Here is a 21332-nt window from a genome sequence, read left to right on the forward strand (position 1 = left end):
CATATCAATAACACGCTGTACCCTTATTTAAAAATACATAATAAAAACAATACAATTATAAATAGTTCTACCGCGTTGACGGATGAACGCCACAGGTTGAAGAGGATATTTATGGACAAGCGACACGACCCTAGCCGCCGTATTATTGCGCCGCATGGAACAACATTAAGCTGTAAAAGCTGGCTAACTGAAGCGCCAATGCGCATGTTAATGAATAACTTACATCCCGATGTTGCCGAGCGGCCTGAGGACTTAGTCGTCTATGGCGGTATCGGCCGCGCTGCCCGCGATTGGGATTGTTACGATAAGATTATTGAAGTCTTACAACGCCTCGAAGATGACGAAACCTTGTTAGTGCAATCGGGTAAACCGGTAGGCGTGTTTCGCACTCATAGCGATGCGCCGCGGGTGTTAATCGCTAACTCAAACCTAGTGCCACATTGGGCGAATTGGGAGAATTTCAACGAGTTAGATAAGCTAGGTTTGGCAATGTACGGCCAGATGACGGCGGGTTCTTGGATTTACATTGGCACTCAAGGCATAGTTCAAGGCACCTACGAGACCTTTGTGTCGGTGGCAAAACAGCATTTTGACGGCATAGCGAAAGGCAAATGGATCCTCACTGGCGGGTTAGGCGGCATGGGCGGCGCACAAACGCTGGCGGGCACTATGGCTGACTTCTCGGTGTTAGCCTGTGAAGTCGACGAAACCCGCATCGATTTTCGCTTGCGCACTCGCTATGTCGATAAAAAAGCCACTACGCTTGATGAAGCATTAGCCATGATTGATGCGGCGAATGCCGCAGGCAAGCCTGTATCTGTGGGCTTGCTGGCAAACGCCGCCGATGTGTTTGCCGAGTTAGTTAAGCGCGGCGTTACGCCCGATGTCGTGACCGACCAAACCTCTGCCCACGATCCACTCAACGGTTATCTGCCGCAGGGTTGGACTATGGCGCAAGTGGCAGCCATGCGCAAAACCGACGAAGCGGGCGTTGTCAAAGCCGCTAAAGCCTCGATGGCAGTGCAAGTACAAGCGATGCTCGACTTACAAACTGCGGGCGCGGCCACGCTGGATTACGGTAACAATATTCGTCAAATGGCGTTTGAAATGGGCGTTGAAAAGGCCTTTGATTTTCCTGGTTTTGTACCCGCTTATATTCGTCCGCTGTTCTGCGAAGGTATTGGCCCATTCCGCTGGGTAGCGTTATCTGGCGATCCTGAAGATATCTACAAAACCGACGCTAAAGTTAAACAGCTCATTCCTGATAATCCACACCTACACAATTGGTTAGACATGGCGCGTGAGCGGATTGCCTTTCAAGGTTTGCCAGCGCGTATTTGTTGGGTGGGCTTAAAAGATCGTGCTCGCTTGGCATTGGCGTTTAACGAAATGGTCAAAAATGGTGAGTTGTCGGCGCCCATCGTTATTGGCCGTGATCACTTAGATTCTGGCTCTGTTGCCAGCCCTAACCGCGAAACCGAATCTATGCTCGATGGCTCAGATGCGGTATCCGATTGGCCATTACTCAATGCGCTACTTAACACCGCCAGCGGCGCAACTTGGGTGTCTTTGCATCACGGTGGCGGCGTGGGTATGGGCTTTAGCCAACATTCGGGCGTAGTGATTGTGTGTGACGGTACCGATGCGGCGGCAAAACGTGTCGGCCGCGTACTGTGGAATGACCCAGCGACAGGCGTGATGCGCCATGCCGATGCGGGTTATGAGATGGCCAAAAATTGCGCCGTTGATCAGGGCTTAGACTTACCTATGCTCACCGGAAATAATAACTAGAATAAAAACGGGAATACAAAATATGAAATCAGTGAACCACTTAGTGTTAACACCGGGCAGCTTGAGCCTAGCGCAATTACGCGAAATCAGCCGCCATAAGCTGACGCTTGAATTGGCACCAGAGGCCATTACCGACATCAATACCAGCGCGCAAATCGTGCAAAAAGTATTGGATGAAGGCCGTACTGTTTACGGTATCAATACTGGCTTTGGTTTATTAGCCAATACCAAAATTGCACCTGAAGATTTGCAACTATTACAACGCTCTATCGTGTTGTCGCACGCAGCAGGAACGGGGCAATATATGCAAGATGCTACGGTGCGCTTGATGATGGTGTTAAAAATTAACTCATTAAGCCGTGGTTTTTCAGGTATTCGCTTAGAAGTGATTAACTTTTTAATCCGTTTAGTCAACGCACAGGTCTACCCCTGCGTGCCAGAAAAAGGCTCAGTCGGCGCTTCGGGCGACCTAGCGCCACTGGCGCACATGTGTTTGCCTATGCTGGGTGAAGGCGAGATGAGCTATCAGGGCGAGTTAATTTCGGCTGCCGAAGGTTTAGCCATCGCCGGCCTTAAGCCTATCGATTTAGCGGCCAAAGAAGGACTCGCTTTGCTTAACGGCACTCAAGCCTCGACCGCGCTGGCGCTGGAAGGGTTATTCCACGCCGAAGACTTGTTTGCGGCGAGTTCAGTGATCGGTGCCATGAGTGTCGAAGCGGCTATGGGTAGCCGTAGCCCGTTTGATCCTCGCATCCATGCGGCGCGTGGTCAGAAAGGTCAAATCGATTCGGCCATGGTCTTCCGTCATCTACTGGGTGAAGAGTCAGAGATCAGCATCAGTCATGCTAATTGTGAAAAGGTGCAAGATCCCTATTCACTACGCTGCCAACCGCAAGTATTGGGTGCTTGTTTAACACAAATCCGCCACGCGGCCGATGTGTTAGGCACTGAGGCCAATGGTGTCACCGATAATCCATTAGTGTTCCAAGACACGGGCGATATTATTTCGGGCGGTAACTTCCACGCTGAACCTGTTGCTATGGCGGCGGATAACTTAGCGATTGCGATTGCTGAACTAGGCTCCATTGCCGAGCGTCGTATCGCACTATTAATCGATTCGAGCCTGTCGAAACTACCACCATTTTTAGTGAAAAATGGTGGGGTGAACTCAGGTTTTATGATTGCTCAAGTGACGGCCGCGGCATTGGCGTCAGAGAATAAAACCTACGCCCATCCCGCGTCGGTAGATAGTTTACCTACCTCGGCCAACCAAGAAGATCATGTGTCTATGGCGACCTTTGCGGCGCGCCGTTTACGTGATATGAGCGAAAATACCCGCGGCGTATTAGCGATTGAATGGTTAGCGGCAGCGCAGGGGTTGGATTTTCGTGCGCCGTTAGCGCCAAGTTCAGCCGTGGCTAAGGCCAAAGCCGAATTACGTGAAGTGGTCGCCTATTACGATAAAGACAGATACTTTGCCCCCGATATTGAGGCAGCTATTGATTTACTTTATTGCGCCAGCTTTAACCTGTATTTGCCAGCAGGAACACTACCCAGTGTTTAAATAGTTCGATACGGTAAAGTATTAACCTGTAGCAGCGCATAAAAATGCTGAAAGTGTGGGCTCAAGCAATTAGCTTGAGCCTTTTTTTATACTTTTTGTCCATTTTTAAGGATTTTTAACTTTGTACTTTGAGGGCGTTTAACACCGCGGACAGGCAATTTTTTTCACCTTTCTTTACATTGTCAGTTTTTAATTTCACTTCTGTATAAAAAAGAACCGTTGCAAGCATTCTCATATTCAGTATTTGATTGTTTTACATGTTCTTAATAACTAAATGTCACACTAGTGGGACTATTTGTACTTGTCTTGCGCGACAATATGTCCATGTGACTATTTTAGATTTTAATCTCGTATTTATTATTTTTTTTGGTTTTAAATTCTTCTTATTGGTGTTTTTTGTCTTGTTTTCGGTTTTTAGTTTTGTGGTTGGTAATTTGCGATCTAGATCTCGTGTCATTATTTGTCATCCATTTTCTATTTTAGGATAATCTCAAATTAAGTGTGGTCTTTAACGAGGCTCACTCAGTCGGTTGCAAAATTTACTATTGCAATCACCAGACTCATAACGACAAGAGTGTGAGAGGACGCTATGAACAGACGCCAGTTTTTTAAACTGTGTGCTGCCGGAGCTGCCACTTCAGCAATTTCAGCGTTGGGATTGATGTCCGAAAAGGCCTATGCGGCCGTTCGCGAGTTCAAACTCATTAGCGCGAAAGAAACCCGCAATAACTGCTGTTATTGCTCAGTGGGTTGTGGATTGTTGATGTATAGCAAGGGTAGTAATGGCAAGAATGCCGAGCAAACTATTTTCCATATCGAAGGGGATGCAGATCATCCAGTTAACCGTGGGGCATTGTGTCCTAAGGGTGCTGGCTTGGTGGATTATGTTAATAGTCCGAACCGTCTTAAATACCCAGAATATCGTGCACCAGGTAGTAATGAATGGACGCGTATTAGTTGGGATGATGCGTTTCAGCGTATTGCTCGCCTGCTAAAAAATGATCGTGATGCGAATTTAATTGAAAAGAACTCCGCTGGGACGACGGTTAACCGTTGGCTAAGCACCGGGATGATGACCTCGTCGGCGATGCCGAACGAAGGTGGCTATATCACCCAAAAATTTGCACGGGCATTGGGCCTAGTTGCAATCGATACTATTGCGCGTAACTGACACTCTCCAACGGTAGCAAGTCTTGCTCCGACATTTGGACGTGGTGCCATGACCAACCACTGGATCGATATTAAAAACTCTAACGTCATTATTATTATGGGCGGTAACGCTGCAGAAGCTCACCCTGTCGGATTCGGCTGGGTAACGGAAGCAATGCAACATAACAACGCCAAATTAGTGGTGGTTGATCCACGCTTTACCCGTAGCGCTGCGGTTGCGGATTACTACGCACCTTTACGCTCAGGTACCGACATTGCCTTCTTATTAGGGGTGATCCGTTATCTGATTGAAACTAAACAGGTTAACTACGATTACGTAAAAGCGTATACCAACGCAGGTTACATAGTCCGTGAAGACTTCTCCTTTAATGAAGGTCTGTTCAGTGGTTTTAATGAAGAAACCGATAGCTACGATAAAGAGTCTTGGTATTACGAATTAGACGAAGAAGGTCACGCTAAAATCGATCCTGGCTTTGAGAATCCACGTTGTGTGTGGAATTTAATGAAGCAGCATGTGGATCGCTATGATTTTGAAACAGTAAGCAATATTACCGGTACGCCGATTGCGGATTATGAAGTGGTTTGCCAACAAATTGGTAGCACGCATACCCACGACCGAGCGGCGACGTTTATGTATGCCTTAGGCTGGACACACCATACTAAAGGCGCACAAAACATTCGCTCTATGGCGATGGTGCAATTACTGCTGGGTAACATTGGTGTGCTGGGTGGTGGTGTTAACGCACTACGTGGTCACTCTAACGTGCAAGGCGCGACAGACATGGGATTACTGTGTCAAAGCTTACCTGGCTACCTTAAGTTACCAAGTGATAAAGACACCGATCTTAAGACTTATCTTAAACATAATACGCCGATTGCATTGCGTCCCGATCAGACCAACTACTGGCAAAATTATCCTAAATTCTTTATTTCACAAATGAAGAGTTACTGGGGTGATAACGCGACAGCAGCCAATGACTTTGGTTATGACTGGGTACCTAAATGGGATAAACAGTACGACTTTACTAAACACTTAGATATGGCCTATCACGGTGAAGTAAATGGTTACATTATCCAAGGTGTTAACGCCATTAACTCTATGCCAAACCGTAATAAGGTACTCAAAGCATTGAGTAATCTTAAATATATGGTGGTACTTGATGCACTGGCAACGGAAACCGCAACCTTCTGGCAAAACGCCGATGGTTTCAACGAGGTTAATCCTGCTGAAATCATGACTGAAGTGTTCCGTCTACCGACAACCTGTTTTGCCGAAGAAGAGGGTTCGATTGTGAACTCTGGTCGCTGGATGCAGTGGCATTGGAAAGGGGCTAACCCACCGGGTGAAGCTAAACCAGATGCGGAAATCCTCTCTGGTGTGTTGATGGAAATGCGTAAGTTGTACAAGCAAGAAGGCGGTAAATTGCCTGAACCATTAAATGCCATTAGCTGGGATTACCATAATCCGTTAGCGCCACATGCTGAAGAAGTCGCCCGTGAGCTTAACGGTAAAGATCTGCTGACTAACCGTCAAATTAGTAGTTTTGCAGAACTTAAAGATGATGGCAGTACGGCAAGTGCTTGTTGGATTTATGCGGGTTCTTGGACCGAAGAGGGCAACTTAATGGCCCGACGCGATAACCATGATCCGTCAGGTAAAGGGGTAACACCGGGTTGGGCATTTGCATGGCCAGCTAACCGCCGCGTGCTGTACAACCGTGCATCATGTGACCTCAACGGTAAACCTTGGGATCCTAAACGCACAATCGTTGAATGGGTCGATGGCAAGTGGCACGGCATTGATGTGGGCGACTTCAATATGAAGTTAACGCCACAGCAATCAGCGGGTCCTTTCATCATGCAGCCTGAAGGTGTGGGTCGTTTCTTTGCCCTCAAACTGTTGGCAGAAGGTCCGTTCCCTGAGCACTATGAGCCGATGGAGTCACCTATTGGGGTGAACCCACTGCACAAAGTGACCAGTAACCCTGCGGTGCGTATGTTACCGGGCGTAAAAGAAACCTTAGGTTCACATAAAGACTTCCCCTATGTGGCGACGACTTATTGTGTCACTGAGCACTTTAACTTCTGGTCAACCCATGCTCGTTTAGCGGCGATTTCTATGCCTGAAACCTTTGTCGAAATGGATGAAATGTTAGCGGCTGAGAAAGGGATTGCTAACGGTGATTGGGTTACTGTCAGCTCTAAGCGCGGCAGCATACAAACCAAAGCGTTAGTGACTAAACGTCTGCAACCGTTAAAGGTGAATGGCCAGTTAGTTCATACGATTGGGTTACCTCGTCACGGCAGCCATAACGCATTAACTCGTAAAAGTTACTCCTGTAACGTGCTCACCACAGAAGTCGGTGATGCAAATACGCAGGTACCTGAGTTCAAAGCGTTTTTGGTTAACATCGCTAAAGCTGAGGGGATCTGATTATGGCATCACAAGACATTATCCGCCGCTCTGGAACTTCAGGGATGACGCCAGCAGCGAAAGGTCGTAACTCGTCGGAGCAGGTCGCCAAGCTGTTTGACGCCACTAAGTGTAATGGCTGTAAAGCCTGTCAAGTGTCGTGTTCAGAGTGGAATGACCTACGGGAAGAAGTGGGTACGTTCCAGGGTAGTTACCAAAACCCCATGTCACTATCAGGCCAGTGTTGGACCCTGATGGAGTTTCATGAGGTGATGGAAAGTAACAAGCTACGTTGGCAATTTACCCACTCAGCTTGTATGCACTGTGCTGATCCGGCTTGTTTAAAAGCCTGTTCGACTTCAGGAGCGATTATTCAACATGCCAATGGCGTGGTGGACTTTGATTCAGACAAATGTATTGGTTGCGGTTATTGCGCCAGTGCGTGTCCCTTCGATGTGCCAAAAATCGACCCTAAGGACAACAAAGCTTACAAGTGCACTATGTGTTCTGACCGTTTAGCGGTCGGATTAGAACCTTCCTGTGTGAAGTCATGCACCACCGGAGCCCTGCGTTTTGGATCCCGTGAGGACATGTTGTTCTATTCCGAGAAGCGCGTGGCTGAACTAAAAGAAAAAGGCTTTCCAAAAGCCGGACTCTACAACCCAGAAGGCGTGGGCGGCACAGCGATGATGATGATATTACACGATATCACTCAGCCTGATAGCTATAACATGCCTGTTGATCCACAGATCCCATTGTCTGTCACCTTGTGGCAAGACTGGGTGAAACCGCTCGGTGCAGCGGGCCTAATTGCAACGGCTGCCGTGGCTTGTTTACACAAGATTACTGTGGGTCGAAACATAGTGGAAGAGGATCAGCCGGGTTATCAGCCTCCAGAGGAAGAGGTAAAGGACAAAGAGGAGGATGACCAATGAGCAAGCATGATAAGCAAGAAATGATAGTGCGTCATAAGCTGTTTGATCGCATTTGTCATTGGTTCATTGTTGCCGTGGGCTTAGTGACCTTTCTCACTGGCTTCTCTATCTTTTTTCCTTCCTTTCAATGGATGGGAGCGATAGCAGGAACACCCCAATTGGCGCGCTTCATTCACCCCATTGCCGGTTTGATGATGTGTTTACCCTTAATGTTGCTGTTGGTGCGTTATTACCACCACAACAAATGGGAAAAGAACGATCTCAAATGGATGTTGGCGATTAAGGATGTGATGTTCGAGAACGAGGAGGGTATCCCGCCTATCGGCCATTACAACCCGGGTCAAAAGGTATTATTTCGTACCTTTGTGGTGACCTCAATCGTCTTAACCGTAACTGGGATCATGATGTGGCAGCCTTACTTTGCACCGTATTTTTCGGGCGTAGTAGTGGGCTGGGCCATTCTGTTACATGCGATTTGTGCCTTGATCATGATGATATTCGTGATAGTGCACTTTTGGATGGCAACGTGGGTGGAAGGTTCGGTCGCGGGCATGCTTTACGGCAAAGTTTCTAAAGCTTGGTGTCGTAAGCATCACCCTTTGATGTTAGATGAACATTCAGACGTGGAGAAAAAACACTAATGAGTCAAACAGCCGAGATACCTATGGTCCCCGGCAGCGAATCGCCGCTGGAACTGAAACATATTAAAGCGGTGGATCCCCATGCTGTGTATCACAGAAGGGCCCAACGTTTGCTGACGCTAGCCAAGGACTCGCCGCTGGCTGACTACTTTGAGCTATGCCGCCGTGTGGTGTCTATACAAGCCAGACTGGCAAAGGAGGCTGATTTCGGTCAGCTACTCTCTTGGGGGAAAGAAGGGGCCATTCCGCTTTCTCATTTGGGCTCAGAGGTGGATAGCTACTGGCAAGGACTACTACAGCAACTGTTAAGCGATCTGCTACCGCAGGTGGATGAATCCGTTGCACGGGTAGTGCGTTTGCTGATGCAGCAATCTCCTGAGCAGTTAAGTACGTGGGGACGCGCATTACGCGAAGGGCGCATGAGTGATGCTCCCGCGCGTTTTAGCCTGTTTCTATGGGCGGCAATGGGGCTTTATTGGTCCCATTGGGCACCCATGGTGATCAAGCGTATGGATCAACGCAAGCTGAAACAACAAAGCTTGTGTCCCATTTGCGGCAGTCATCCGGTGGCGAGCGTTATTGTCGATGAGCCTCGAGCAGGCTTACGTTATCTGCATTGCAGTTTGTGTGAGAGCGAATGGCATTACATTCGCGCCCATTGCACGAGTTGTGGCCAAGATAAAGAAATGACAATTTGGTCGCTCGACGATGCACAAGCGCAAGTGCGGATTGAAAGCTGCGATGAATGTCATGGCTATACCAAAATGATGTTTATCGAAAAGTCACCCTTAATGGATGTGGCGGCTGACGATCTGGCAACCTTGATACTGGATAAAGAGCTTAATGCCAAAGGGTTTGGGGCGACAACCGTCAATCCACTCCTACTGGCCCATGAAACCGAGTAGTTCAAGTGAATGTGGGAGGGGCTTGTGATAATGCAAGTCCTTCCTTTTTTAGCACACTAAAGATGACACAGATGATGACCCAAGCACCCGACACGCCACAAGCCCTGTATCGCGCTTTACCTTCAATGGACAGCCTATTGGCAAAGCCGAGCTTTGCACAATTGCAGCAGACCTACGGTAAGGCGGCGGTAAAGGCGGCGTTGGATGGGCATTTACATGCTGCGCGCACGTTAATTAGTCAGGAACACCGCTTACCAAATTGGTGTTCTGACCCCGCGCAATTACACGGATGCTTGGTTGATCAACTGTCAAGAGACTATTGCCACAGCCTAAAACCGGTGTGGAACCTTACGGGTACGATTTTGCATACTAATCTTGGCCGTGCCCAGCAGTCGGAGGCCGCCATTAAAGCGGTCAGCTCGGTAATGCGTTACCCAACACCGCTAGAATTTGAATTAGCCGCAGGAGAACGTGGCCATCGCGATAATGCCATTAGTGGTTTGATCCATCGCCTTACTGGAGCAGAGGCCTGCTGTGTGGTTAACAATAATGCTGCCGCTGTATTGTTGATGTTATCTGCGGTAACGGCGGGAAAAGAAGTCATCGTTTCTCGCGGTGAGCTGGTGGAAATTGGCGGAGCATTTCGTATCCCCGACATCATGCGTCAAGCAGGTTGTACCTTAGTGGAAGTAGGCAGTACCAACCGCACTCATCTTAAAGATTACGAGCAAGCCATTACTGAAAATACCGCCGCCATCATGAAGGTTCATACCAGTAACTATCACATCAGTGGTTTTACCGCGGCGGTAGAAGAGGCCAAGCTGGGTGAGTTATGTCGCGAGCGCGGTATTGCATTAATCTCAGATCTGGGCAGTGGCTCACTCACCGATTTACGCCGTTTTGGTCTTAAACAAGAACCTACCCCGCAGGCCATGCTACTGGACGGGGTTGATTTAGTGAGTTTTTCGGGTGACAAATTATTAGGTGGGCCTCAGTCAGGGTTAATTGTCGGCAAACAGTCGTTGATTAATCAATTGCAAAGTCATCCTCTTAAACGCGCATTACGCTGCGACAAGCTGATTTTAGCGGCGTTAGAAGCCACCTTAATCCATTACCTCACGCCAGAAACCTTAGATACTGAATTGCCGATTATGGCGAAATTTGCCCGTAGCCAAGATACGCTCAGGCAAATAGGCCAGCGATTACAGCAGGCACTGGTACCACTGTTTCAGCCTGCTTATGGCATTGAATTACAAGACTGCCAAACCCAGGTGGGTAGTGGCTCGCAACCCGATACTTTTTTGCCATCCGTCGCCTTGTGTTTTACCGCCTTAAAGGGCGGGAGTTTAAGCTTGTTAGAACAGCATTTTAAACAAGCCGAACGACCCGTGATTGGCCGTATGAGTAACGATCAACTCAGATTAGATTTACGTGGAATCGACAATGAGGCAGAGCTGCTTGCTGAGCTAAGTACCCTAGGGGTGCAGTTATGATTATTGTCACGGCAGGCCATGTTGATCACGGTAAAAGTACACTCATTCAAGCATTAACTGGCATGGGCACCGACCGCTTACCAGAAGAAAAGCGCCGCGGTATGACTATTGATTTAGGTTATGCCTTTATGCCATTGAATGACGGTTCACGCCTCGCTTTTATTGATGTCCCCGGCCATGAAAAATTTATCAACAATATGCTGGTGGGCGTCAGTCATGCTCGCCACGCATTATTGGTATTAGCCTGTGATGATGGTGTGATGCCGCAAACCCGCGAACATTTACAGATTCTGGCCCTTTTACCTCTAACTAGCTTGACCTTAGTGTTAACCAAGCGAGATTTAGTCGATAGCGAAAGAGCTGCGCAAGTTGCCGCGCAAGGTCAGGCTCTGTTGGCAGACTATGCGATGAATGCCAGTCGCATTTTTGAGGTCGCGGCCAGTCAATTTGATGAGCAGCAGACTAACGGTATCGCAGCACTGCGCGCTCATATCCTTGATATTGCAGCACAAGAGTTATTACGCAGCGAAGATGTAAGTAGTTTTAGAATGACACTCGATCGCGCCTTTAATGTTAAAGGTGCTGGCTGCGTGGTGACTGGCACCGTCATTAGCGGCAGAGTGTGCATCGGCGATAGTCTCTACAGCTCAGCACAAAAAGGCAAGCTCAGGGTGCGTGGCATTCATTGCCAAGGACAAGAAGCGCAAAGCGCAGTGACGGGTACGCGCGTCGCACTTAATTTAGCCGGAGTTGATAGCCATCGCACTCCAGAACGTGGTGATTGGCTGAGCAGTTTACCCCAAGCTGAGCCCTGTGCTCGTCCCGTGGTGCATATCCGCACGTTTGATTATTCAGGTATCGATGGTCTAGTACATTGGCAAAATGTCAGTTGTCATCACGGCGGCGATCATACCTTAGGCCGCGTCTCGCTACTCAATGATGTGGATGAACAAGGGTTTTGTCTGGCGGAGCTCGTGCTTGAAAAGCCGTTATTGCTCTGTCAAGACGACCGTATTGTGCTGCGTCACATTGGTGGTAAACAAACCTTAGGTGCAGGGCGGGTGCTGGCACTCAAGGTGCCTAATCGTAAAAAACGCACGCCTGAACGAGTCAATGCCCTGCAGCAATTAGCCAACATGAATCAGGCTGTCTCTGCTTTGGCATTATTAGGCCAAAGCCAAGCATTGCCTGAAGCTGAACTCGCTTGGCGTTGGCAACTGACCGATGAAGGCCTTGCCACGTTGCTGGCCCAAGCAGGCTTAGTGCGACTTGGCGGTTATGCTATTGCCGTAAGTTTACTCGAACAAGAAAAACAGCAATTTCTGCATTTACTGGGCGAATACCATCAACAACATCCTGATCAACTTGGGTTAGGCCGTAGTCGTCTACAGCGGATGATCCACAGCGTTTTACCGCCCGAATTAGCTAATAAAGTGCTCGACACTCTATGCCAAGAAGGCCGCATGGTGCTACGCGGCGCTTTGTTGCAGCTTGCTGAACACAAAATAGTATTAGATGCCGATGCGCAGCAATGTTGGCAAAGGTTAGCACCTTGGTTAGCGCAACAAACTACGCCGATATGGGTGACTGAAATGGGTGAATACCTTGAGCTTGACCCAGCTAAGTTGCGCTTATTGTGTTTTCAATTAGTGCAGCAGGGTTTTATTACCGCCGTTGTGAAAGACCGATATTTGCTCAGCGAGCAGCTTTGTCAGTATGCCAATTTAGTGCGTCAGCATGTAGCAGTAGAGGGCAAAATTGAAACGAGTGAATTTAAGGACATGATTGGACTTGGACGTAAGGCGAGTATTCAATTACTGGAGTTTTTTGACCGCAGTGGCTTTACCCGCAGAAAGTATCGCAGTAATAGCCGAGAAATTAGGGATGCTGAGCTGTTTTTTTCTCACGAGGATTGGCGGAAGAACATAGGAGTCGAACCTACCCAGGACTGCTGGCAGCCCTACCCGGATTTGAAATCCGGACGCCTCACCGGAGACGACGTTCTTCCAATGAAGACCTAGGGATAATAGAAAATGCTTTGGGATGATTCAACTCGATTTTTATTTAGTTAATCACTTTGTGATGTAAGTCTTAAATAGTCATCAAACTAATTGTTTTTACTTGTTTTTAATACGTTAAGAGGGGCGCTATGGAATATCATTCACATGCTGTGGTTACTGAAAGAAAAGTGACCCTTTTAGAGCACGGACAAGCGTCAGAATTAACTGACTATTTAGCGAATGAAGTACGGGTTGCACTGGTTTATAACGGCATTTCACACACTGTTATGTTGGCCAGCCCCGAAAATTTAGAAGAATTTGCCGTCGGTTTTACGCTGTCTGAGCGTATCGTTTCGCATATTAATGAGATTAAGGGCGTTGAATTAGAGTTCACACCTGAAGGCATACTCATTCAAGTTGAGATTACGCAGCGCTGTTTCATGGAGTTAAAGCAACAAAGACGCAATATGGCGGGTCGTACCGGCTGCGGTTTGTGTGGCGTAGCACAACTCGAAGAAGCGGTAAAACCCGTTATGCGCGTCGACTCCGATATTCGGTTTGATATTCAACATCTGCAGAACGCACTCGAACACATTAAAAGTAATCAACATCACTTCAAGCTCACCGGAGCAACCCATGCTGCGATGGGACTAAACCTTGAAGGACAGATCACTGCGGCCTATGAAGATATTGGCCGCCATATCGCACTTGATAAATTGATTGGTGCTTTTTCGTTGCGCCAGGCTGAACGGCCTGTCGCCGTACTGCTGACGAGCCGAGCCAGTTTTGAAATGGTTCAGAAAGCGGCAAGCGCCAATATCCAAATTCTGTTTGCTATGTCCGCTGTGACCTCACTGGCGTTGGAATTAGCAGAGAAAAGCAACATCACGCTCATCGGTTTTTGTCGTAATGGCAGGGCAACGCTTTATACCCACGGTTATCGACTGCTGGGACAAAATACTGCTCGTTTAGCCAAAGCCATTTAAGCGTGAAGCGACTGTCACACTGAAATATCAATCGTGTATTGGGTTTGAGTGCAGCAGTGGCATAACGGTTATAAGCGCATTGCGCTTATTTTTTTACAGTCTCGTTCATTAGGATAATGACATGACATGGCAACAATTTAAGCAAGCCTATTTAATTCGATTTTGGGCGCCAATGCCTGCGGTGATCGCTGCGGGTATCCTTTCTACTTACTATTTTGGTTTAACAGGCACTTTCTGGGCTGTAACGGGGGAGTTCACTCGTTGGGGTGGGCATTTGCTACAGTTTTTAGGCGCAAACCCTGAATCTTGGGGGTATTTTAAAGTAATCGGTTTAGAAGGGTCTCCCTTAGATCGCGTCGATGGCATGATGATTATCGGTATGTTTGGTGGCTGTATTGCCGCTGCGCTTTGGGCCAATAACGTCAAACTGCGTATGCCGCAGAGCCGTATTCGTATCGCACAGGCACTGATTGGCGGCATTATTGCCGGCTTTGGTGCTCGTTTGGCGATGGGATGTAACTTAGCTGCTTTTTTTACTGGTATTCCTCAGTTCTCTTTGCATGCTTGGTTTTTTGCCTTAGCAACGGCAGCGGGTTCCTATTTCGGTGCAAGGTTTACTTTACTGCCGATGTTCCGCATTCCGGTCACATTAAAAAAAGTCAGTAAAGCCACCTCAATCAAGCAGGACGAAAATCAGGCTAGACGGCGTTTTCGTATCGGAATGTTGGTGTTTGTCGGTATTGTCGGTTGGGGTTTATTGACGATGTTCGATGCGCCAAAACTGGGTATGGCGATGTTATTTGGTGTCGGTTTTGGGCTACTTATCGAGCGAGCTCAAATCTGTTTCACCTCGGCTTTTCGCGATATGTGGATCACGGGCCGAACCCACATGGCGAAGGCGATTATTTTAGGTATGGCCGTCAGTGCTATTGGTATTTACAGCTATGTGCAATTAGGTGTGTCGCCAAAAATTATGTGGGCGGGCCCTAATGCGGTGATCGGTGGCTTACTATTTGGTTTTGGTATTGTGTTAGCGGGCGGCTGTGAAACGGGTTGGATGTACCGCGCGGTTGAGGGGCAAGTGCATTTCTGGTGGGTCGGTTTAGGTAACGTATTAGGGTCGACTTTGCTGGCCTATTATTGGGATGATATCGCTCAACCATTAGCGACTAATTGGGACAAAGTGAATCTGCTCACTAGCCTAGGTAATGAGGGCGGTTTATTAGTGACTTATGCGCTGCTCGCGCTGTCTTTTGGTTCAATGTTTCTGTGGGAAAAACGTTTCTTTGCCCGTAAAGCGAAGCGCGATGAACAACTGCTTGCGGAGGCCGTGTAATGACACAATATATTCCAGATTATCAACTTGATATGGTCGGCGAACCTTGTCCATATCCGGCAGTGGCGACCCTAGAGGCAATGCCAAAATTAAAAAAAGGCGAAATTTTAGAGGTTATTAGTGATTGTCCACAATCGATTAATAATATTCCCCTCGATGCCAAAAATCATGGTTATACCGTACTCGAAATTGATCAAAATGGTCCGACGATCCGCTATCTAATTCAGCGCTGAGGCTAACGAGTATTGAATCAAAAAAGCACAAACTGTTGAGTTTGTGCTTTTTTATTTAAGCAATTGCAGAAGGATTATTTGGCGAGCACTTTGTGCTGTGGACTTAACATTAATCTTGTAACGGCAATATTGCTGCTTGATACCAGCTGAGATAGTTATCACCTAATACAATTCTGAGAATTAAGTGAAATCCGTATTATACAAAACAAGTTGATAGGGCTACGAAACGCCAGAAATGGACGGTAAACTGCTATCCAATAGTTGTTGAGGCAGAATTAGAATGAAACAAGCACTGGTGCATATTGCGTTAGTCGTAAAAGATTACGACGAGGCAATTGATTTTTATGTGAATAAATTAAAATTCGAATTAGTGGAGGACACCTATCAAGCCGAACAAGATAAGCGTTGGGTGGTGGTTGCTCCGCCTGGTTCTAAGGGCGCTGCTATTTTGTTGGCGCGGGCTTCTAAGCCTGAGCAGTTCGATTTTATTGGTAATCAGGCGGGTGGTCGGGTGTTCTTATTTTTAAATACCGATGATTTTTGGCGTGATTACCGCCGTATGGTCGCCGATGGTGTCGAGTTTGCGCGCGAGCCGCAAGAACAAGACTATGGCACAGTTGCCGTGTTTGAAGACTTATACGGTAATTTGTGGGATTTGCTGCAATTGAATGATAAACACCCTATGGCGCAAAGATTGGCATATCGTGATTGAGTTATAGCCAATTACAGTAGATTGGTACGCGGCAATAAGGCTTTAATCAGATAATGAGCGGTGAAAATATCTCACTGCTAATGTCCAAGAGTTTAGCAGCAAGATACCCTTAGGACTGAATGTCAGATAAGACGCCTTGCTGCTTAATATAAAACTTAGCCATCCCTTTATATCGGCTAAGTTAGCGAGAGTTGATCTCAGTGATCTTGAGGTTGATTAACTGCTTCTGCCATTGTGCTTTATCTATACCTTCGACCCAAATCACGCTGCTGTTACGCTGCTCGCCTTTGCGTAAATAGGTTTCAGGCATGCGGAATATCGCTTCCCACACTGCCAGTTTTTCAGTCTTGAGTAACGTGCCATTATCGGAAAAAAAGCTGGCTTCAACTTCCACTAACGTGACATGTTTATTACTCGTACTCGCCAGTTCGAAGTTAAGCCCAAGTTTATCATCTTTCCATTGCGCTTCAGCAAAGCTGACTTTAATACCGTCTTTAGCGGTTGAGCCTAATAATTCGGGCTGAGCAATGGCGGTGGCTGTTAGTGTGGTGACGGGCGTCGCGGCAGCCTGACTCGCTACGGCAGCACTAGGAAGACTAGCTACACTGCTGGAGCTGTCAATCACGGCGTCAGTGGCTAAGGCGTTAGGTGCCGCCTGGGTCTGCGTGAGCACATATTCCCAAGTAAAGTCGTCTTTTAATCTGACTTGAGCGCCATTATCGAGGGTGATATTCGCTACGTCGGCAGCCATAACCGATGATGATAGCCACAATAACGAGCTAAGTGCGCTAAGGCGTAATGAGGTTTGCATTTATTTTTGGGCTCCAGTATCTGTCTAAGTCAACATTCTGCCTTAACCTAAACTATTTAGCGCATGTTAATCACTGCCTAAGTGCTGTTTAAATGAATAAAGTGATTTTTAAGAGAAGATTCTAACGTGAATACAGATTGAACTAACAGACTGTGTCACTATATTGATAGCGTGGTGTCATTACATAACCACGTAGCGTTATTGTCAGTAAAGAGCGTGGGAGGAGATTTATATGCAGATGAAACACGGTATGTATGGCTTGGTCCTTGGCTTAGTCTTTAGCGCTACCACTTGGGCTGAAGAAGCGCCTAAAGTCGGTTGTGCGGCAAAGTTAGACGCAATTAGTGCACAACTTGCGCAGGCGAAAGCTGCGGGTAATAAGCATAAGGTTGCGGGGCTTGAAAAGGCCTACAACGAAGTATCAACCCACTGTGACGACGACAGTTTATACGCCGAGCGATTAGCTAAAGTTGAGGAATCAGAAGAAAAGCTGACTGAGCGCCAAAATGAACTGGCTGAAGCCATAGAAGAAGGTAAATCTATGGATAAGATTAGTAAAAAACGTGCAAAGGTTGCAGAAGCTGAGGCGGAGCTTGCTGAAGCTCGAGCAGAATTAACCCATTAATACTGGTTACTCGCTTAGCTTGCGCTAGATCATCCATTCCGTTACATGGCTGGCGTGACAACTCGCGCTTAGTCTTAACGGCTTTGTGATTGATAAGCCCAATAGTCGCCGTTACTGATTGCATTTGGTGGCCATATTTAATGCTTTCAGCGGCGAGAATTGATCGAGTGGTAAAGCTAAGCGAGTTAATGCATCACTTAGGGGATAAGTGGTTTCTTGGTATCCGTTTAAAGATGTTCATTTGCCTTGTTGTTCGGTATATTCAAAATACCAATAGCTATTTAAATGTAAGCTATTGTAATTAATATGCATTATGTATGGTGATATGTAACCGAGGTTCACTCGACTGTTACCTTTGTATGAAATGGTTGCGCTAGCGGCTAAAAGTTGGAGTGGAATTGTGGAACAGGAAATAAAGCTCAAAATTTCGGCATGGTTAACGAGCTTTGGGATTGATAGCCAACCGTCGGACGGCATATCGACCAGCATTATGATTATTGCTTTTATATTGTTAGCGGGCATAGCCTATTTTATTGTTTTACGTGTGGTTGTCCGCGCGGTAAATATGGTGATCTTACGTTCTAAAGCAACGTGGGACGATGTGTTTATGCGTTACAAGGTACTCGAAAAGCTGGCTATGCTAGTCCCTGCCATAGTGCTTAATTTATTAGTTCCCATCGCACTCACTGAGTATCCAATCATAAATAATTTAGTCGACCGCTTACTGAGCATTTGGCTAGTGGTACTGATGATTGGGGCTATTTATGCCAGTTTAGATGCGGTCGATGAAATTTCAGATGTTAACTTGGTCAGTCGGCGTTTACCGGTTAAAAGTTTTGTACAGTTAACCAAATTATTTTTATTTTTTGTTGGGATTATCGTTTCTATCTCAATCTTGGCCGATCAATCGCCGGTATATTTCCTCAGCGGCTTAGGTGTGGCGACCGGTTTTGTGATGTTAGTGTTCCGCGACACTATTTTAGGTTTTGTCGCGGGTATTCAGTTAGCGGCGAACCGTATGGTGAGTAAAGGCGACTGGATCCAGATGGATAAATACGGTGCCGATGGCGCGGTAGAAGAGGTGTCTCTGACTACGGTGAAAGTGCGTAACTGGGATAAAACCATCACCATGATCCCAGCCTATGCTCTTGTATCGGATGCCTTTCGTAATTGGCGCGGTATGTCTGAATCGGGAGGCCGTAGGATCAAGCGCGCCATCAATATTGATATCAACAGTATTAAATTTTTAACAGAGGAAGAGCGTGAGCGCCTGAGTAAAGTTAACTGTTTAAAAGAATATTTTCCTGCAAAAATTAATGAAATTCGAGAGTCTAATGCGAAGGTGTCTGATCTTGATATAAAAGTGAATGGTCGTCATTTGACGAATGTCGGTACCTTCCGTGCTTACCTGCAAGAATACTTACAGCGTCACGATAAAATCCATAAAGAAATGACCTTAATGGTACGGCAATTAGCGCCAACCACAGAGGGATTACCCATTGAGATTTATGTTTTCACCAATGATACTCGCTGGGCTTTTTATGAAGCAATACAGGCGGATATCTTCGATCATGTTTTTGCGATATTACCTGAGTTTGGTTTAGTGTCATTTCAAGCACCTACAGGCAATGATATTCGTAGCTTAAAGTCGGTTAAGGCTGATTAATCTCTCGACACTAGAATCGCGGCTAACGTCAAAAAGACACCGCCGCTGACTCTATCAAACCAATGTAACTTGTTACTGGTTTTTAGACTGGGTGCAAGTACATTGGCCATGCAAGCGTAGAACATGACAAAGCCAAAATCGACTACCGCCCAAGTGAGTGCCAAAATAGTAAGTTGTGGTAATTGCGGGGCAGATAAGTCGATAAATTGCGGAAATAAAGCCGCAAAAAACAGTAAATCCTTCGGATTACTTATTCCTACTAAAAAAGCCTGCTTAGCAAGTTGTTGAGGCGTACCTTTACCTTTACCTTGTAAGTGGCCCATTTCAATTGTTTGCCCGTGGTTTTTTGTCAGTAATAGCTTAATACCTAAAAAAACTAAATACGCGGCGCCACCCCATTTAAGTAAAGTAAAACCATACTCAGAGGCACTAATCAGTGCCCCAAGACCCGCAGCAGAAGCCATCATTAATATTAAGGCTGCACTGACACTGCCTAATGCCGTGGCTAAGCTGCGCATTTTGCCAAAATGTATACCGTGGGACATGGATAAAACGGCGATGGGCCCAGGAGATATTCCAATTAACATAATGGCAATAAGATAAAGTAACCAAGTATCAGTTTGCATGGGTGAGGCTCTACATCGGTTTAATAAAAAATGAATTATATCATCTACTTTTTTTATATTTTGTGCTGACTTTAACGAGCGAGTCTGTGTTGAGTTCGCTATAGTGTAGTTTAGCCTGATTGTGAGGGAGAACAACACAGTGTTGAAGAATGGATGGTTGAATAAAGGTGTGTGGCAGAAAGTATTGGCAGCACTATTACTGTGGGTCACTTGTCATGTGAGTGCAGTACCAACGGATGAAATAACCCAAATGCTTAAGGGGCAACAGGACGCGTGGAATCGCGGCGATCTTGATGCTTACATGCAAGGTTATTGGAAGAGTGATCGATTACGTTTTGCTTCTAATGGTAAGTTTCATTTCGGATGGGATGAAGCTCTTGCTACCTATAAAAAGAATTACCCTAATAAAGAAGCCTTCGGTGAGCTAAAACTCACTATCAAAGAAATCAAAATGCTGAGTAATTATGCGGCTATGGTGGTTGGCCGCTGGGAATTACGGCGCCCAAAAGATGCACCAACAGGCGTGTTTACCCTGTTAGTTGAGAAAATTGATGATCGTTGGGTGATCACTATGGATCACAGTTCGGACTCATCACGCGACAAAAATTAAGACAGAATTAAACATTCTGGCGTTGCTGGTGGCTCGGATGGCAGGGTTATATGGAAATCCTGTTGCCCGAGTTGTCGGCCTTTGCCATCGTATCTCACCTCGGTGAAATGCATTCTACCTTGCGCATCTTCAAGCAAAATACTGGTGGAGCGTGTGCCGTAGTCGGGATGGTTAATATAAATTGCCGCTAAGCGACGTTCCCATTCAATTCCCACGCCCGTATTGGGCAACTCATGATCTTGTGGCTGAGAGTCATCTTTCATTAGTTGGATCAGTGCTTGCACATCAATATGACTAGATTGATTAATCAGGGCTTCTAACGCTTGTTGTCCTTTGGCCATTTTTGGCCAAACATCATCAAGATCGCCATTACTTATCGCATGGAATCCATTAGCTAGTTTTACGGTATTTTTATTAATACTGTTAAAACAATATAAGTCAGTGCCTTGACCAAAAATAAGATTGAATGGCTGATAGTTATCACTATGTTCAACAAGCCAATTTGGGCACACCAGTGAGCCAGAACTAAGTGTATTCGTGACTAACTCACCACGAGTACGCATCGCAGCAGAACTCTTTTGGGCCATTCGCAAATTAGTGACGGCTGCTATTTGTCCTTGTTTATTCACACCAAACCAAGTGCCGCCCGCTTGCAGATCTTTTCCCGCGAGTATGTTTTCTTCAGGTAGCCAAAAGTGTGCCGGCGCGGTAGGTCTATGATGAAACTCATCGCGGTTGGCACAGATGATTAATGGGTACTTAGGATGGGCATTAATAGCGATAAAGAGTATGCACATAACTGGCCAAATTAATCC

At 46.6% G+C, this 21332-nt stretch carries 17 protein-coding genes, 1 tRNA gene and 1 pseudogene; 15 read left to right on the top strand and 4 right to left on the bottom strand.

Features of this window, described 5'->3' with window-relative positions:
• The first annotated feature begins 111 nt into the window (after positions 1 to 111).
• From hutU to selB, 8 genes and pseudogenes are all read left to right on the top strand, one after another.
• On the top strand, positions 112 to 1791 hold the full coding sequence (hutU, locus tag L2717_RS13720) for a urocanate hydratase (RefSeq protein WP_220774589.1): 1680 nt from the start codon (positions 112 to 114) through the stop codon (positions 1789 to 1791).
• 22 nt (positions 1792 to 1813) lie between these two features.
• Positions 1814 to 3355, top strand: a complete 1542-nt coding sequence (gene hutH, locus L2717_RS13725) for a histidine ammonia-lyase (RefSeq protein WP_220774588.1) — start codon at positions 1814 to 1816, stop codon at positions 3353 to 3355.
• 589 nt (positions 3356 to 3944) lie between these two features.
• Positions 3945 to 6959 carry a formate dehydrogenase-N subunit alpha gene (gene fdnG, locus L2717_RS13730; RefSeq protein WP_220772803.1) on the top strand — a complete coding sequence of 1005 codons (3015 nt, stop codon included), beginning with the start codon at positions 3945 to 3947 and terminating at the stop codon, positions 6957 to 6959.
• 2 nt (positions 6960 to 6961) lie between these two features.
• The gene (gene fdxH / locus L2717_RS13735; protein WP_076497410.1) at positions 6962 to 7873 is read left to right on the top strand and encodes a formate dehydrogenase subunit beta; all 912 of its coding nucleotides are present in this window, start codon (positions 6962 to 6964) and stop codon (positions 7871 to 7873) included.
• A complete protein-coding gene (locus L2717_RS13740) occupies positions 7870 to 8514 on the top strand; it encodes a formate dehydrogenase subunit gamma (RefSeq protein ID WP_220772804.1) in 645 nt (214 codons plus the stop codon). Before fdxH ends, L2717_RS13740 begins: the two co-directional genes overlap by 4 nt.
• Positions 8514 to 9419 (top strand): formate dehydrogenase accessory protein FdhE, encoded by a 906-nt coding sequence (gene fdhE, locus L2717_RS13745; RefSeq protein ID WP_076497406.1) that lies wholly within the window; start codon positions 8514 to 8516, stop codon positions 9417 to 9419. The genes L2717_RS13740 and fdhE overlap by 1 nt, the downstream gene beginning before the upstream one ends.
• A 71-nt stretch (positions 9420 to 9490) precedes the next feature.
• A complete protein-coding gene (selA, locus tag L2717_RS13750; protein ID WP_220772825.1) occupies positions 9491 to 10912 on the top strand; it encodes an L-seryl-tRNA(Sec) selenium transferase in 1422 nt (473 codons plus the stop codon).
• Positions 10909 to 12732 (top strand): annotated as a pseudogene (gene selB, locus L2717_RS18250) (selenocysteine-specific translation elongation factor); the annotation flags it as partial. The gene selA and the pseudogene selB, both read left to right, overlap by 4 nt.
• A gap of 93 nt (positions 12733 to 12825) precedes the next feature.
• On the opposite strand, the gene L2717_RS13755 reads toward selB, so the two are convergent.
• Positions 12826 to 12920: transfer RNA gene (locus L2717_RS13755), tRNA-Sec, on the bottom strand.
• Between the two features lie 141 nt (positions 12921 to 13061).
• Between L2717_RS13755 and fdhD the strand changes: the two genes are divergently transcribed.
• The 4 genes from fdhD (at position 13062) to L2717_RS13775 (ending at position 16179) form a co-directional block, all read left to right on the top strand.
• Complete coding sequence (gene fdhD / locus L2717_RS13760) at positions 13062 to 13898, top strand: formate dehydrogenase accessory sulfurtransferase FdhD (protein WP_220772805.1); 837 nt, start codon at positions 13062 to 13064, stop codon at positions 13896 to 13898.
• Positions 13899 to 14019: 121 nt separating this feature from the next.
• Positions 14020 to 15234, top strand: a complete 1215-nt coding sequence (yedE, locus tag L2717_RS13765; RefSeq protein WP_220772806.1) for a selenium metabolism membrane protein YedE/FdhT — start codon at positions 14020 to 14022, stop codon at positions 15232 to 15234.
• On the top strand, positions 15234 to 15467 hold the full coding sequence (gene yedF, locus L2717_RS13770) for a sulfurtransferase-like selenium metabolism protein YedF (RefSeq protein WP_220772807.1): 234 nt from the start codon (positions 15234 to 15236) through the stop codon (positions 15465 to 15467). Before yedE ends, yedF begins: the two co-directional genes overlap by 1 nt.
• A 280-nt stretch (positions 15468 to 15747) precedes the next feature.
• On the top strand, positions 15748 to 16179 hold the full coding sequence (locus L2717_RS13775) for a VOC family protein (protein WP_220772808.1): 432 nt from the start codon (positions 15748 to 15750) through the stop codon (positions 16177 to 16179).
• Positions 16180 to 16360: 181 nt separating this feature from the next.
• On the opposite strand, the gene L2717_RS13780 is transcribed toward L2717_RS13775, so the two are convergent.
• Positions 16361 to 16990 (bottom strand): DUF3157 family protein, encoded by a 630-nt coding sequence (locus L2717_RS13780; RefSeq protein ID WP_220732931.1) that lies wholly within the window; start codon positions 16988 to 16990, stop codon positions 16361 to 16363.
• Between the two features lie 232 nt (positions 16991 to 17222).
• On the opposite strand from L2717_RS13780, the gene L2717_RS13785 reads away from it, so the two are divergent.
• Positions 17223 to 17615, top strand: a complete 393-nt coding sequence (locus tag L2717_RS13785) for a DUF1090 domain-containing protein (RefSeq protein WP_220772809.1) — start codon at positions 17223 to 17225, stop codon at positions 17613 to 17615.
• A 400-nt stretch (positions 17616 to 18015) separates the two neighbouring features.
• Entirely contained in the window at positions 18016 to 19281 is a 1266-nt protein-coding gene (locus tag L2717_RS13790) for a mechanosensitive ion channel family protein (RefSeq protein WP_220732929.1), read from the top strand.
• Here L2717_RS13790 and L2717_RS13795 read toward each other — a convergent pair.
• Positions 19278 to 19907 carry a LysE family translocator gene (locus L2717_RS13795; protein ID WP_220772810.1) on the bottom strand — a complete coding sequence of 210 codons (630 nt, stop codon included), beginning with the start codon at positions 19905 to 19907 and terminating at the stop codon, positions 19278 to 19280. The genes L2717_RS13790 and L2717_RS13795 overlap by 4 nt on opposite strands.
• Before the next feature lie 139 nt (positions 19908 to 20046).
• Here L2717_RS13795 and L2717_RS13800 point away from each other — a divergent pair, with 139 nt between their 5' ends.
• Entirely contained in the window at positions 20047 to 20517 is a 471-nt protein-coding gene (locus L2717_RS13800) for a YybH family protein (RefSeq protein ID WP_220732927.1), read from the top strand.
• On the opposite strand, the gene L2717_RS13805 is transcribed toward L2717_RS13800, so the two are convergent.
• Positions 20514 to 21314 (bottom strand): NRDE family protein, encoded by an 801-nt coding sequence (locus tag L2717_RS13805; protein ID WP_220732926.1) that lies wholly within the window; start codon positions 21312 to 21314, stop codon positions 20514 to 20516. The genes L2717_RS13800 and L2717_RS13805 overlap by 4 nt on opposite strands.
• Between the last annotated feature and the right edge of the window lie 18 nt (positions 21315 to 21332).

The sequence above is a fragment of the Shewanella glacialipiscicola genome, from assembly GCF_023283485.1.
In the GTDB taxonomy this organism is placed as follows: domain Bacteria; phylum Pseudomonadota; class Gammaproteobacteria; order Enterobacterales; family Shewanellaceae; genus Shewanella; species Shewanella glacialipiscicola.

What these genes read in the sequence shown, in the direction of transcription:
- fdhE (WP_076497406.1), top strand. Translation starts at nt 8,514, where the DNA reads ATGAGTCAAACAGCCGAGATACCTATGGTCCCCGGCAGCGAATCGCCG.
- hutU (WP_220774589.1), top strand. Translation starts at nt 112, where the DNA reads ATGGACAAGCGACACGACCCTAGCCGCCGTATTATTGCGCCGCATGGA.
- L2717_RS13805 (WP_220732926.1), bottom strand. Translation starts at nt 21,314, where the DNA reads ATGTGCATACTCTTTATCGCTATTAATGCCCATCCTAAGTACCCATTA.
- L2717_RS13775 (WP_220772808.1), top strand. Translation starts at nt 15,748, where the DNA reads ATGAAACAAGCACTGGTGCATATTGCGTTAGTCGTAAAAGATTACGAC.
- L2717_RS13785 (WP_220772809.1), top strand. Translation starts at nt 17,223, where the DNA reads ATGCAGATGAAACACGGTATGTATGGCTTGGTCCTTGGCTTAGTCTTT.
- fdxH (WP_076497410.1), top strand. Translation starts at nt 6,962, where the DNA reads ATGGCATCACAAGACATTATCCGCCGCTCTGGAACTTCAGGGATGACG.
- yedE (WP_220772806.1), top strand. Translation starts at nt 14,020, where the DNA reads ATGACATGGCAACAATTTAAGCAAGCCTATTTAATTCGATTTTGGGCG.
- selA (WP_220772825.1), top strand. Translation starts at nt 9,491, where the DNA reads ATGATGACCCAAGCACCCGACACGCCACAAGCCCTGTATCGCGCTTTA.
- yedF (WP_220772807.1), top strand. Translation starts at nt 15,234, where the DNA reads ATGACACAATATATTCCAGATTATCAACTTGATATGGTCGGCGAACCT.
- L2717_RS13740 (WP_220772804.1), top strand. Translation starts at nt 7,870, where the DNA reads ATGAGCAAGCATGATAAGCAAGAAATGATAGTGCGTCATAAGCTGTTT.
- hutH (WP_220774588.1), top strand. Translation starts at nt 1,814, where the DNA reads ATGAAATCAGTGAACCACTTAGTGTTAACACCGGGCAGCTTGAGCCTA.
- fdhD (WP_220772805.1), top strand. Translation starts at nt 13,062, where the DNA reads ATGGAATATCATTCACATGCTGTGGTTACTGAAAGAAAAGTGACCCTT.
- L2717_RS13795 (WP_220772810.1), bottom strand. Translation starts at nt 19,907, where the DNA reads ATGCAAACTGATACTTGGTTACTTTATCTTATTGCCATTATGTTAATT.
- L2717_RS13780 (WP_220732931.1), bottom strand. Translation starts at nt 16,990, where the DNA reads ATGCAAACCTCATTACGCCTTAGCGCACTTAGCTCGTTATTGTGGCTA.